Source organism: Blastomonas sp. RAC04, from assembly GCF_001713435.1.
In the GTDB taxonomy this organism is placed as follows: Bacteria; Pseudomonadota; Alphaproteobacteria; order Sphingomonadales; family Sphingomonadaceae; genus Blastomonas; species Blastomonas fulva.
The window spans coordinates 3,421,091-3,433,985 of sequence record NZ_CP016460.1 but is presented as its reverse complement, the minus strand read 5'-3'; the positions used below and the strand labels follow the sequence as shown (position 1 = coordinate 3,433,985).

Here is a 12,895-nt window from a genome sequence, read left to right as displayed (position 1 = left end):
ATACGAAATCAACTTCGTAAATCGAATTTATCTAACCCAGGGCCCCGGCCCGGCAGCAGAGCAACGCAAAGGACTCTTTTCATGCGCATCGGCAAGCAGGACGCTCCCTTCACCGCCATTTGCACATCGGATGCCCAGAGCATCACCGTGCGCGGGCGCGATCTGTGCGGCGACATCATCGGCAAGATGGACTTCACCAGCTATTTCTGGCTGCTGGTAACGGGCGGCGAACCGACCGATGTGCAGAAGCTGTTCGCCAACGCCGTGCTGGCGGCGATCGCCGAACACGGGCTGGTGCCCAGCGTGGTCGCTGCGCGGATGACTTACGCCGCCGCGCCCGAAGCGTTTCACGGTGCGGTCGCTTCAGGCCTGCTGGGCTGCGGATCGGTGGTGCTGGGCAGCGCGGAGGTTGCCGGGCGCTTCTATGCCGATCTGGTGGCCAAGGTGCGCAGCGGCGAGGGAACGCCGGCCGAGATCGCATCGGATGGCGTCCGCACGCTGCGTGCGACCAGACAGGCGATCCCCGGCTTCGGCCACCCGCAGCACTCCGCGGGCGATCCGCGTGCGCTGCTGCTGCTGAAGATGGCCGAGGAGCACGGCATCGTCGGCGAGCATATCGGCATGTTGTATGCGCTGCGCGATTGCCTTCCCGAGACGCTGGGGCGTCCGCTGCCGATCAACGTCAACGGCGCGATCCCTGCGGTGATGCTCGATGTCGGCTTTCCGGTCGGAGCCCTGAAGGGCATCTCGCTGCTCGCGCGCACCGCAAGCCTGATCGGGCATCTGCACGAGGAAATCGACCGGCCGATCGGCTTCATCATGTCCGGCGCAGCGGCCGCAGCGATCGATTATGACGGCCCAGAAAGCACCGCTTCTTCCGAAGGCTGATCAATCACCGCGTGCAGGCGTCGAGCCCGTCGCGCTGGACGATCCGGATGCGCCGCGCGATGTTGTTGCCATAGCGCCGCACAAAGCCGCTCGGGCTCTTGACCGACCGCTTCTTGGGGAGCGGCAGCGCTGCGGCCATGCGCGCGGCCTCGTCGCGGCTGAGCGAGCCTGCGCCCTTGCCGAAATAGCGCTGCGCGCCCGCCTCGACCCCATAGGTGCCGATGCCTGTCTCGGCTACGTTGAGATAGACCTCCATGATCCGGCGCTTGCCCCAGATCGTCTCGATCAGCACCGTGAACCAGGCTTCGAGCCCCTTGCGGAAGAAGCCGCCATTCTGCCAGAGGAACACGTTCTTTGCGGTCTGCTGGCTGATCGTCGATCCGCCGCGGATGCGGCCGCCCTGCGCGTTGCGCCGCACGGCGGCCTCGATCGCCTCACGGTCGAACCCGCTATGGGTGCAGAACTTGCCGTCCTCCGCCGCGATCGCGGCTGCCACCATGTTGCGGTCGATCCGCTCGATCGGGGTCCAGTCGCGGGTCGCGCCATTGCTGTCGGTCAGCATGGTGATCGTGGTTGGCGGCGGCACGAACCGGTAGATCACCACCATCAGCAACGACAGCGCCACGAAGCCGAAGATCAGCTTGAACACCAGTGCGATCAGCCGGGCCAGAAACCCGCGTTTGCGTGCGGCCATGATGCGGTGCTCAGCGCCTGGTTTGCCATTTGACGATATCGCCGGGCTTGATCCCCAGCTGTGCTGCGCGGCCGCCGGCAAGCTCCAGCACCGCAGCCACCGGTCCCTGCGAACTCACCGCATCGAGCGAATAGGGCGTGGTGTTGGCCGCGATGCTCTCGATGCTGCCATCGGCACGCACGAAGATGATGTCAAGCGGGATCACGGTGTTCTTCATCCAGAAACTGGCGGGCTTGAGGGTGGGGAACGGGAAGATCATCCCCGCATCGGGCGCGAGTTCGGTGCGGAACATGAGCCCTTGCGCCTGTTCCTGCGAGGTGCCTGCGACCTCGACCGTGAAGGTGTGGCGCTTGCCCTTGCTATCAATGGTCAACGGTACGAGCTGCAGACCGGCGGGCGACAGCGTGCCGGCGTCTGCGGCTGGCCGCTGCGCGATCGCATCGCTGGGGGCGGTGGCGTTGCAGGCGACCAGTGCGAGTGTCGCAATCGTGGTCGCACACCATTTCATGACCATCATTCTCTCCCGAAGTCCTCTTCCAGCCCCGCAATCTCTTCCATGCTATCGGCGAAAACGATGCGCCGAGCGAGTGCAAAATCATGTCCCGCCCGGATAAATGCCTGCAGCTGCTTGCGGCGTTTGTCCGGATCGGCGGGCTGGTCGGCAAAGGCGCCGACCCGCTTGCGTTTGGCGAAGGCCAGCGCGGCGCTCACCGCCTGGCCCCTGCCCGCAGTGCGCATCTCGTCGCGATCGGGCTCCTTGACGCCCGCCGCCTGCAGCGCCTGCTCCACCCGCCGCGCGCCATAGCCCCGGCGCAGCAGCGCCCCGCCCTTCATCGCGGCATAGGCAGCATCGTCGACATAGCCCAGTTCCGCGCACCGGTCGGCCAGCGCCACCAGATCGGGCGGGGTATCGCCATCCCAGCCGCGCTCGCGCAGCTTGCGCTCGAGATACTGCACCAGTTTCGCGCGGGTCGAGGCAAAGCGCCCCAGATAATGCAGCGCAAGATCCTTCAGGCTCGTCTCGTTGAGCGGCTTGGGCGGGCGGCGTTCGGCCCGGTCGGATCGCGATCTGGAAAACATGCGCCTTTTTTGTGCCACAGTCGGGCCGAAATTAGAACGCCTGTCGTCGGCTAGAGCGGCGGCTGGAGTATTTTGGGGATGGACCTGCGCGCGCCGCGCCCTGTTCATCGCCGAGCCATTGAACACGGGGCAGACCGCACACGATCTGCCCATCATGCGTGAGATGCCGGACAACAGGCACCGCGCACAGGAAAGCAACGGGTTAAAACGCATGACTGAATTGCAGCCGACACCGACCGCCGATACTCTGGCGCGACGCTTTGCCGATTTCGTGACACTGGGCGAAGCGCTCGATTATGCGGCGGGCGGGACACGCGGCTTCAACTTCCACGATCCGCGCGGCACCCTGGTGCGGCCCTACCCGTTCAGCGAGCTGCGCAGCGATGCGCTGGCGCATGCGCGGCGGCTGATCGCGCGCGGCGTGGTGCCGGGCGATCGCATCGCCATCGTCGCCGAAACCAGCGCGGAGTTTGCCGCCTTGTTCTTCGGCGCGGTCTATGCCGGTGCCTGGCCGGTGCCGCTGCCGCTGCCGACCAGCTTCGGCGGCAAGGAAAGCTATGTCGAGCAGCTAGGCGTGCAATTGCGCTCCAGCGACCCCAAGTTCCTGTTCTATCCGGCCGAACTTGCCGAGATGGGCGGCGAGGCGGCCCAGCGCTGCGGCGTTGCGGGGATCGACTGGGAAGGCTTTGCCACTGACGCCGTCACGGATGTCGCGTTGCCGCAGGCAAGCTCGAACGATATCTGCTATCTGCAATATTCCAGCGGATCGACCCGCTTCCCGCACGGCGTTGCGGTCACCCATGCCGCGCTACTGAGCAATCTGGCGGCGCACGCGCACGGCATGCACATCGCGCAGAGCGACCGCTGCATCTCTTGGCTCCCCTGGTATCACGACATGGGGCTGGTCGGCTGCATGCTCTCGATGGTCGCCAACCAGGTCTCGACCGATTACCTCAAGACCGAGGATTTCGCGCGGCGTCCCCTCGCCTGGCTCGATCTGATCAGCCGCAACCCCGGCACCTCGTGCAGCTACTCCCCGACCTTCGGCTATGACATCTGCGCGCGTCGCATCGGTAGCCAGTCGCGGGTCGAGGAACGCTTCGACCTGTCGCGCTGGCGGCTGGCGGGCAACGGCGCGGACATGATCCGCCCCGATGTCATGCAGAGCTTCGTCAACGCCTTCGCGCCCGCAGGCTTCAAGGCCAGCGCGTTCCTGCCCAGCTATGGCCTCGCCGAAGCGACGCTTGCGGTCACTTTGATGCCGCCGGGCGAAGGCATCGTCGTCGATCTGGTCGAGGAACAGCGCCTGTCGGGCGCGCCGGTCGATGCGAGCAAGCCCAAGCGCTACCGCTCGATCGTCAATTGCGGCAAGGCCTGCCGCGGCATGTCGATCGAGATCCGCAATCCCGATGGCGTGGTGCTGGCAGATCGCGAGATCGGCAAGGTGTGGACCGCAGGCCCCTCGATCATGCACAGCTATTTTCGCGATCCCGAGGCGACCGAAGCGTGCCTGATCGACGGCTGGCTGGACACCGGCGACATGGGCTACATGGTCGATGGCTATCTGTATATCGTCGGCCGCGCCAAGGACATGATCATCATCAACGGCAAGAACCACTGGCCCCAGGACATCGAATGGGCGGTGGAGCAGCTGCCCGGCTTCAAGTCCGGCGACATTGCCGCGTTCTCGATCACCACGCCCGCTGGCGAAGAGGCGCCCGCGGTGCTGGTGCAGTGCCGCACCACCGACGAAGGCGAACGCCGCCGCCTGCGCGACGAGATCCGCGAAAAGGTGCGCTCGATCACCGGCATGAACTGCGTGATCGAACTGGTGCCGCCGCGCACCTTGCCGCGCACCTCCTCGGGCAAATTGAGCCGCGCCAAGGCGCGCAACCTCTACCTCTCGGGCGAAATCCAGCCCTACGAACTGGCGGCCTGACCGCCGGTCCCACAGCCCGGCCCCCGTCTGCACGGGTTTACCGCCGGTGCCCGCGGGCCTATAGGTCGGGCCATGCCCGAGCCCCAGTCTCCGATGCGCCGCGTCGCGCCCGAGCCGGATTCTCCGCTCGCGCGGCACCGCGCCTGGGCGAGCGGGCTTATCGTTGCGCTGTTCGTCGCGCTTGCCAGCGCGTTGCTGCCCGGCGCGCTGCCCGCAAGCCAGATGGTGGGCTCGGCGTTCAACCCGGCCACGGCCCAGGTTGCGCTCAACCGCGATGAAAACGAGCAGGCCTTTGCCAGCGCCGCGCAAGAGGCCCGCCAGCGGCCGGCGCTGACCGGCGGCAATGGGCTGGCAACGCTGCCGCCGACACCGTTCGGCCCGCTGCCTCGACTGTATTTCGCACCGGCAGACCCCGCGTTCGACCTGTCACAGGCGGCGATGCCTGCCTTTGTCCGTGCAGGATCCGGCCCGCGCGCGCCTCCTGCGCTCGGCTGACCCCAGGCGCATCCCGCTTCTTAAAGACGAACCCCCGCGACACTGGTCCAGCGGTTCGGGCGCCTGCGCGTCCCGCGCGGGGTGGCGCGCGCCTTTCGCATTTTCACGACATTTTCATCCCGAAAGACACGACATGATCGATCAACAATCCGTGCCCGCTCTGCCCGGCACCCCCGACGGGCAGGACGACACCGCCCGCAAGCAGCGGGTCAAGGCGCTGTTCACGCGCTACCCCGACATCACCGGCGAGGAGCGGCGCGAGCTGATGGACTATCTGAAATCGGGTCCACTGCTCGAGATCGGCCTGCTCAAGGGCGACGAGACCATCCGCTACAAGATCGCGGCGTTCGAACAGGAGCAGGCAAAGGCGCTGTCGCATGCTCCCAAGGAGATCGCCGTGCTGCTGGTGATCTTCGTGCTGCTTGCGGTGGCGTGTTCCGCATTGTGGGACATGGGCGCCTGACGGATATGCGGGGTGCGCGCCCTTTGAGGTGCGCACCCCGCAGCCCCTGTGACGCCTGCGCCAAGGCACCTGGAGCGCTTGTGGAACCGGTTGCGCCACCAGCTGTTGGATGTGGCGCAAAATTGATGATCAAACCGGAGGAAACATGTTAGCTGTCAATCCGTGACATCGATTGCGCCGCCCGACCGCAGCCCGCCCCCCGGTTGGACCGAGTCCGACCGGCTGGCTGCGCTGTTGCGATACGGCATTCTCGACACGCCGCGCGAGCCCGAGTTCGAGGACATAGTCCGGCTGGCCAGCGATGTGTTCGACGCCCCCATTTCAGTGGTCAACCTGATCGCGTCGGACCGGCAATGGTTCAAGGCGGAGATCGGCATCGGCGCGCGCGAACTGCCGCTGGATGTCTCGATCTGCGCGCATGCGCTGCTGCAGGACGACATGTTCATCGTCCCCGACACGCTGCTCGATTCGCGCTTCGACAACAATCCGCTGGTTCAGGCCGAAGGCGGCCTGCGCTTTTATGCGGGCGCGCTCCTCAGGACCGAGGAAGGCCTGCCGCTGGGTACGGTGTGCGTGCTCGACAGTAAGCCGAGACCCGAGGGCATCACCGCGCGGCAGAGGCTGACGCTTGAGGTGCTGGCGCGGCAGGTGATGACGCAGCTGGATTTGCGCCGTGCGATCGTCCAGCGCGACGAGCGCTCGGCCGTTCTGGAAGCGGAAATCGCCAGCCGGATTGCCGCCGAGACCGCGCGCACCGCCAGCGAGGAGCATTATCGGCACCTGTTCAATGCCGTCGATGCCGGCATCTCCGTGCTCCAGATGCGCTATGACGCTGATGGTCGCGCCGCCGATTATCGCTTTGTCGAGGTCAACCGGGCATTTTCCACCCATACCGGCCTGAGCGACGTCGAAGACCGGTGGGTTCGCGATGCGTTGCCCGGTGTCGAACAGTACTGGCTGGATCTGTACGGAGAGGTCGACCTGACCGGGCAGTCCAGGCGGGTGCAGCACATCGCCAGCGCGCTGGACAACAGGTGGTTCGATGTCCACGCCTTCCGCATCGGCGATCCTGCCGATCATCACGTCGCTGCGCTGTTCACGGATATCACGGACCGACGCCGTTCCGAGCAGGAACTGCACGAGCTGAACGAGACGCTCGAACAGCGGATTGCCGAGGCCATCGCAGAACGCGAGGTGACCGCCGAGGCGTTGCGCCAAGCGCAGAAGATGGAGGCGATCGGCCAGCTGACCGGCGGGCTGGCGCACGATTTCAACAACATGCTAACCGGGGTGATCGGCAGCATCGACCTGATCCGCCGCTTCCTTGAATCGGGCCGGATGGATCAGGTCCATCGCTATCTCGAGGCAGCGGAGACTTCGGCGCAGCGCGCCGCAGCGCTGACCGCGCGGCTGCTGGCCTTCGGGCGGCGGCAATCGCTCGATATCCGCCCCACCGACGTCAACCAGCTGGTGCGCGGGATGGAAGACTTTCTGCGGCGGACGCTGGGGGAGCAGGTGAGCCTCGCGGTGACGCTCGTCCCGGGCCTGCCGCCTGCCAGCACCGATGCCAACCAGCTCGAAAATGCGCTGCTCAACCTGTGCATCAACGCGCGCGATGCGATGCCCGATGGCGGGCACCTGACCATCGAGACGACCACGATGCAGCTGGATCCCGGCTTTGCCCAGACCGGCGAGGACCTGCAGCCGGGCGACTATGTCGTGCTCAGCGTCTCCGACGACGGCCAGGGGATGAGCGCGCAGACCATCAACAAGGTATTCGAGCCGTTCTTCACCACCAAGCCGATCGGCCAGGGTACCGGGCTGGGGCTGTCGATGATCTACGGCTTCCTCAAGCAATCGGGCGGCCATGTGCGCATCTACAGCGAGCTGGGCGTGGGCACGAGCGTCAAGCTGTTCGTGCCGTGCAGCGACGCGCCGGTCGTCGTCGCAGAGCCGCGGGTCGCCTCGATGCCTGTGGGTGCGGGCGAGACCGTGCTGGTGGTCGAGGACGACGCCGCCGTGCGCATGGTCATCGTCAACGTGCTCGACGAGCTGGGCTATACCGCCTGCGAGGCGGAGCACGCCGAGGAAGCGTTCGCCATCCTGCAGACCAGCCGCCAGATCGACCTGATGATCTCCGATGTCGGGCTGCCCGGATTGAACGGGCGCCAGCTTGCCGAAATTGCCCGCCAGACCCGGCCCGGGCTCAAGGTGCTGTTCGTCACCGGCTATGCTCAGGGCGCAGCGGTGCGCAGCGGCTTCCTCGACCATGGCATGGACATGCTGACCAAGCCGTTCCAGATTGACACGCTCGCGATCAAGGTGCGGCAGATGCTCACGCCGTGATGCGCAACAGCTGCGGTATTCCGCTTGCGCTGGCTTACTGTATTGATATATTAACACAGTAACACTTATCGCTTGCCTGAAAGGGCAACTCGCCTCATTTTGGGCGAAAAGCGGAAACGGGAGCGCACACGGCATGGCAACGCAAACTGCGATTGCGGACAAGAAACTGACCCTGGAGGCACCCGATCCGGTGCCCGTGGTGACGGCTGCGGAAGCCACCGGCCTGGTTCCGGTGTCCGATGACGTGAAATCGAAGCTCGACGAGAAGGTCGAGGGCTTCATCAGCGATCTGGTGGCGCAGGACGTCAACTCCCCCGAATTCGGCAAGCGTGTCGACCAGATCACCAATATGGGCCGCAAGGAAATCGGCGATGCCGCAGGGCAGTCCAACCGCTTTCTCGATCGCCCGGTCAAGGCGATGGACTCCGACAATTCGGTCGGCGCCAACCTCGCGCAATTGCGCCGCACGGTCGAGGATCTCGACCCGGGCAAGAAGGGCGACCTGTTCACCCGCAAGAAGATCTTCGGCATCATCCCGTTCGGCAACAAGATGCGCGATTACTTCGACAGCTACAAAAGCTCGCAGGGGCACATCCAGTCGATCCTGGGCAGCTTGCAAAGCGGCAAGGACGAGCTGCTGATGGACAATGCCGCAATCGATGTCGAGCGGCAGAATCTGTGGGCGGCAATGGGCAAGCTCGAGCAGATGATCCACGTTTCCAAGACGCTGGATGCCCGGCTGGAGGAAAAGGCCGCCGAGCTCGACATGACCGATCGGGCCAAGGCCAAGGCGATCCGCGAAACCGCCTTGTTCTACGTCCGCCAGCGCACGCAGGACCTGCTGACGCAGATGGCGGTGACGGTGCAGGGCTATCTCGCGCTCGATCTGGTCAAGAAGAACAACGTCGAGCTGGTCAAGGGCGTCGACCGTGCCAGCACCACCACCGTCGCGGCGCTGCGCACGGCCGTCACGGTGGCGCAGGCTTTGGTGGGCCAAAAGCTGGTGCTCGACCAGATCACCGCGCTCAACACCACCACCGCGAACATCATCGATTCCACCGGAACGATGCTGAAAGAACAGACCGCCAAGATCCACGAACAGGCGGCATCGGCGACGATCCCCGTCGAGACGCTGCAGCGCGCGTTCCAGAACATCTACGACACGATGGACAACATCGACACCTTCAAGGTCAAGGCGCTCGACAGCATGAAGACCACGGTCGACACGCTGAGCAAGGAAGTCGAGAAGTCGAAGGGCTATATCGCCCGCGCCGAGGGTGCCAGCCAGGCAGGCTCGGGCGGCGCGTCGTCGGGTCCGTCGCTGCTCAGTTCGCTGGAGGCGTGAGGCAGCGGTCCGCATGAGCAAATCCCTGACCAGCCAGTCCGACCAGATTCTCGCCGACGCCGCAGCGGTCAAGCGCCGGGTGCAGATGGGCCCGTCGATCGGCAGCAAATCGCGCGCGCTCAAGCGCGAGCATCTGTGGAAGAAAATCGCCGCGATCGCGATTTCCATCGGCGTGATCCTGGTCGCCGCAGGCGTGGTCGGCGCGATCATCGACGGCATCGGCTTCTATGGCGTGCTGCTGACCGTGCTCGCCGCAGTTGTTGCCACCGTGGTGCTGGGCAGCGGCATGAAGCTCAAGGTCCCGACGCCCGAGAAGCTTGCCAAGGAACCGCTCAAGGTGCTGGCGGGCAAGACCGAGATCTGGCTCGAAAGCCAGCGCCCGGCGCTGCCCGCGCCTGCGGTCAACCTGATCGACAATATCGGCGTCCAGCTCGACATGCTCGCGCCGCAGTTGCAGACGCTCGAGGAAAACAGCGAGCCTGCCCGCGAAATCCGCAAGCTGGTGGGCGAGCACCTGCCCGAACTGATCACTGGCTATCGCAAGATCCCCGCGAACATGCGCAAGGAAAAGCGCGGCGAGCGCACCCCCGACGAACAGTTGCTGCATGGCCTTGGGGTCATCGAACGCGAGATCGCCAGCGCGACCCGAACGATTGCCGAGGGCGACGCCGACAAGCTCGCCATCCGCGGCCGCTTCCTCGAGCTGAAGTACGACGGTGTGGCGGACAGCCAGTAGCGATCGTCCTTGCCAGTACTCTACCGTTCGTCACCCCCGCGTTTGCGGGAATGACGAGCGCAGCATTGGCGTCACCGACCCGGGCCCGTGAGAATGCCGGCAATCGCCCCTCTCAGCCAGCCGCGCCCAGCCAATCACCGGTCGCTATCCGCTCGAGCCCGTCCACGGACAGGTTCCAGACATAGACCAGTGCGGTTGCAGGTCCGGCTGCCGTCATGACCATCGCAATCTCGCGGCGATAGTCGTGCGGTGGCGGATCGTCGGGGCTGCAGCTTTCGAAAGCGTCGAGCCAGGGCAGGCTGGCGGCGGGATCATGCAGCCGCAGCAGGTCGCCGGTGACCGGGTCGCTGCCCTCCAGCACCAGCGCCGGGTGCCAGCTGACGCGATAGAGCATGCCGCTCAACGTCGCCAGGCCCAGCCAATCGCTCTCGCGCGCCAGCCGCGCCGCATTGGCGTGCGCACTGCCACGGCGCAGCGTGCCATAGACGAAGATCAGGTCGGGCAGCAGGTCGGGCTGGATCGCAGGCATGATCTGTGCCTATCATGGCTGCGGGAGAACATCGATATGCAGCGCTACACCAGCTTCGCCGAATTCTGGCCCTATTACCTGTCCGAACACAGCCGCCCGCTGACCCGCGCCTGGCATTATGCGGGAACCTCGCTGGTGGTGCTGCTGGGGCTGGCGGCGCTGCTCACAGGCAACTGGCTGCTGTTCGCTGCTATGCCGCTGGCGGGCTATTTCTTTGCCTGGGTCAGCCACTGGCGGATCGAGCGCAACCGGCCGGCCACCTTCACCTATCCGCTCTGGTCGCTGGCGGCGGATTTCCGGATGTGGGGGCTGTGGCTGACCGGTCGGCTGGGGCCCGAGCTCCGGCGCGCCGGGGTGAGCTGAACGCTGCACCACGGAACCCGCGTGCCATCACCGGCGTAGGCTCATCACCAAGGAGAGCCTTATGACCGATCATCAAGACCCCAAGCCCGCCGCCAACGATCCCGTCGATTGCACCGAGGAAACCGCGCAGCGCGCCGGCGCCAAGCACAGCAGCCTGAATACCGACGAGCATGACGCCAAGCCCGATGTCGACAAGGACGATATCAGCGAGAAAGATCTGGATGATGCGCTCGACGATTCGATGGATGCGTCGGACCCGCCGTCCTCGATTCAGCCCTGACGCCACCCCGCCCCTGATGATGCTCAGCCCCCGGGGTTTCTGACCATCAGGGGCAGCATCGCGAATATCAGCTGCCCCGCCAGACCGATGGCGCCGGGCAGCGTCGCGAGGCTCGCCAGCCAGCCTTGCGATCCCTGGCCCAGCACCAGCGCCAGCCCCCATTCGCACACCATCAACAAGGCAAATCCGGTCAGCCCCATGGCGATGCGCTGACGTGCGGTGTCGATGCTACTGCGCCGGATGATCGCCCTGGCGCGTAGCAGCATCGCGGCCAGCATCACCGGAATCTCGCACAGCACCGCAGCGAATTCGCCTATAGCCGGAACCAGCAGCGGGATCCGGACAAGCGCGAGCGCAAAGCCCAGCGCGAAAGCCTCAGCCCCGTATCTCAGCCCTGCTCTGATGGCGGGGCCCAGCATCGGTCACACCGTGATCAGCAGACCCGCCAGCGCGGCGCTCATCAGGTTGGCGAGGCTGCCCGAGGCAAGCGCCTTGAGCCCGAGCTTGGCGATCATCGGTCGCTGGCTGGGGGCGAGGCCCCCGGTCACCGCCATCTGGATGGCGATCGACGAGAAATTGGCAAAGCCGCACAAGGCGAAGGTCACGATCGCGATGGTCCGCGCCGAAAGCCCGGAATCGGGTCCGCCCAGATCGATAAATGCGACGAACTCGTTGAGCACGATCTTGGTGCCGAACAGCCCGCCCGCGCGCAGCGCCTCGTCCCACGGCACGCCGATCAGGTACATGATCGGCGCGAAGACATAGCCGACCAACTTCTGGAACGACAGGTCGGCAAAGCCGATCCAGCCGCCGACCCCTGCGAGCAGGCCGTTGGCCATCGCCACCAAAGCGACGAACGCCAGCACCATCGCGCCGACCGCGACCGCAAGCTTGACCCCCGTCTGCGCGCCCATCGCGGCAGCCATGATGACATTGGCGGGGCGTTCGTCCTCATATTCGACATCGAGCGGCATCACCGCTTCGGGGCTCGCATCCGCCGGATCGTCGGGCATGATGATCTTGGCCATCAGGATGCCGCCGGGCGCGGACATGAACGCGGCGGCGAGGAGGAAATCGATGCGGATGCCCATCGCGGCATAGGCCGCCAGAATGGTGCCCGCGACGCCCGCCATGCCCACGCTCATCACCGTGAACAGCTGCGAGGGCTTCAGCGCGGCGAGATAGGGGCGGATCACCAATGGCGATTCGCTCTGGCCGACGAAGATGTTGGCCGCCGCACACAGGCTTTCGACCTTGGAGATGCCGATCAGCTTCTGGATCGCGCCGCCCACCCACTGGATCACCCGCTGCATGATGCCCAGATAATAGAGGATCGACACCAAAGCCGAGAAGAAGATGATCACCGGCAGCGCGGCGATGGCAAAGCTGTTGCCGCCGACTTCGGGGCTGGCGAGCGGGCCGAAGATGAAATTGGTGCCCGCCTGCGCATAGCCCAGCAGGTTGGAGACGCCGCGCGCCATCGCCTGGATCGCGGTCTTGCCCGCGGGCACGTACAGCACCAGTACCGCAATGCTGGCCTGCAGCGCGAAGGCGGCGCCGACGACGCGCAGCCTGATCGCGCGCCGGTTGTTGGACAGCAGCAGCGCGATCGACAGGATCAGCGCAATGCCTGCCAGTCCCAGCAAAATCCGTGTCATGCTTTGCGCCCGTGCCCCCGATAAAGGAAATGTCTGGTTGGTCCCCGGTCCTGCCTAGCCAGAATGCCGCGATGGGGGA

Annotated in this window: 15 protein-coding genes; 9 read left to right on the top strand and 6 right to left on the bottom strand. The window is 65.5% G+C overall.

Going from position 1 to position 12,895, the window contains the following annotated elements; genetic code table 11:
• Positions 1 to 81: 81 nt before the first annotated feature.
• Complete coding sequence (locus BSY18_RS17010) at positions 82 to 888, top strand: citryl-CoA lyase (RefSeq protein WP_069051273.1); 807 nt, start codon at positions 82 to 84, stop codon at positions 886 to 888.
• 4 nt (positions 889 to 892) lie between these two features.
• Here the strand turns inward: BSY18_RS17010 and mtgA are convergent, their stop codons facing one another.
• From mtgA to BSY18_RS16995, 3 genes are read right to left on the bottom strand one after another with little or no spacing between them, the layout of a single operon-like run.
• A complete protein-coding gene (gene mtgA / locus BSY18_RS17005; RefSeq protein ID WP_054136441.1) occupies positions 893 to 1,582 on the bottom strand; it encodes a monofunctional biosynthetic peptidoglycan transglycosylase in 690 nt (229 codons plus the stop codon).
• A 10-nt stretch (positions 1,583 to 1,592) separates the two neighbouring features.
• Complete coding sequence (locus tag BSY18_RS17000) at positions 1,593 to 2,099, bottom strand: DUF192 domain-containing protein (protein WP_083231534.1); 507 nt, start codon at positions 2,097 to 2,099, stop codon at positions 1,593 to 1,595.
• Positions 2,096 to 2,662 (bottom strand): regulatory protein RecX, encoded by a 567-nt coding sequence (locus BSY18_RS16995; RefSeq protein WP_069051272.1) that lies wholly within the window; start codon positions 2,660 to 2,662, stop codon positions 2,096 to 2,098. The genes BSY18_RS17000 and BSY18_RS16995 overlap by 4 nt, the downstream gene beginning before the upstream one ends.
• A gap of 211 nt (positions 2,663 to 2,873) precedes the next feature.
• Here BSY18_RS16995 and BSY18_RS16990 point away from each other — a divergent pair, with 211 nt between their 5' ends.
• The 6 genes from BSY18_RS16990 to BSY18_RS16965 all read left to right on the top strand — a co-directional run bounded on the left by BSY18_RS16990 (position 2,874) and on the right by BSY18_RS16965 (position 9,986).
• The gene (locus BSY18_RS16990; protein WP_069051993.1) at positions 2,874 to 4,601 is read left to right on the top strand and encodes a fatty acyl-AMP ligase; all 1,728 of its coding nucleotides are present in this window, start codon (positions 2,874 to 2,876) and stop codon (positions 4,599 to 4,601) included.
• A gap of 72 nt (positions 4,602 to 4,673) precedes the next feature.
• Positions 4,674 to 5,096, top strand: coding sequence for a hypothetical protein (locus BSY18_RS16985; RefSeq protein WP_150126318.1), 423 nt, complete (start codon positions 4,674 to 4,676; stop codon positions 5,094 to 5,096).
• Positions 5,097 to 5,229: 133 nt separating this feature from the next.
• The gene (locus BSY18_RS16980; protein ID WP_069051270.1) at positions 5,230 to 5,559 is read left to right on the top strand and encodes a hypothetical protein; all 330 of its coding nucleotides are present in this window, start codon (positions 5,230 to 5,232) and stop codon (positions 5,557 to 5,559) included.
• Positions 5,560 to 5,721: 162 nt separating this feature from the next.
• Complete coding sequence (locus BSY18_RS16975) at positions 5,722 to 7,905, top strand: response regulator (protein ID WP_171900264.1); 2,184 nt, start codon at positions 5,722 to 5,724, stop codon at positions 7,903 to 7,905.
• Between the two features lie 133 nt (positions 7,906 to 8,038).
• Positions 8,039 to 9,250 carry a toxic anion resistance protein gene (locus BSY18_RS16970; RefSeq protein WP_069051269.1) on the top strand — a complete coding sequence of 404 codons (1,212 nt, stop codon included), beginning with the start codon at positions 8,039 to 8,041 and terminating at the stop codon, positions 9,248 to 9,250.
• Between the two features lie 13 nt (positions 9,251 to 9,263).
• Complete coding sequence (locus BSY18_RS16965; RefSeq protein ID WP_069051268.1) at positions 9,264 to 9,986, top strand: hypothetical protein; 723 nt, start codon at positions 9,264 to 9,266, stop codon at positions 9,984 to 9,986.
• 112 nt (positions 9,987 to 10,098) lie between these two features.
• On the opposite strand, the gene BSY18_RS16960 is transcribed toward BSY18_RS16965, so the two are convergent.
• Positions 10,099 to 10,515, bottom strand: a complete 417-nt coding sequence (locus BSY18_RS16960) for a gamma-glutamylcyclotransferase family protein (protein ID WP_054136447.1) — start codon at positions 10,513 to 10,515, stop codon at positions 10,099 to 10,101.
• A gap of 36 nt (positions 10,516 to 10,551) precedes the next feature.
• Between BSY18_RS16960 and BSY18_RS16955 the strand changes: the two genes are divergently transcribed.
• Positions 10,552 to 10,878, top strand: coding sequence for a DUF962 domain-containing protein (locus tag BSY18_RS16955; RefSeq protein WP_054136448.1), 327 nt, complete (start codon positions 10,552 to 10,554; stop codon positions 10,876 to 10,878).
• A gap of 61 nt (positions 10,879 to 10,939) precedes the next feature.
• The gene (locus BSY18_RS16950; protein WP_054136449.1) at positions 10,940 to 11,158 is read left to right on the top strand and encodes a hypothetical protein; all 219 of its coding nucleotides are present in this window, start codon (positions 10,940 to 10,942) and stop codon (positions 11,156 to 11,158) included.
• 23 nt (positions 11,159 to 11,181) lie between these two features.
• Here the strand turns inward: BSY18_RS16950 and BSY18_RS16945 are convergent, their stop codons facing one another.
• Positions 11,182 to 11,577 carry a hypothetical protein gene (locus tag BSY18_RS16945; protein WP_054136450.1) on the bottom strand — a complete coding sequence of 132 codons (396 nt, stop codon included), beginning with the start codon at positions 11,575 to 11,577 and terminating at the stop codon, positions 11,182 to 11,184.
• Between the two features lie 3 nt (positions 11,578 to 11,580).
• Positions 11,581 to 12,816 (bottom strand): NupC/NupG family nucleoside CNT transporter, encoded by a 1,236-nt coding sequence (locus BSY18_RS16940; RefSeq protein WP_054136451.1) that lies wholly within the window; start codon positions 12,814 to 12,816, stop codon positions 11,581 to 11,583.
• Positions 12,817 to 12,895 lie beyond the last annotated feature (79 nt).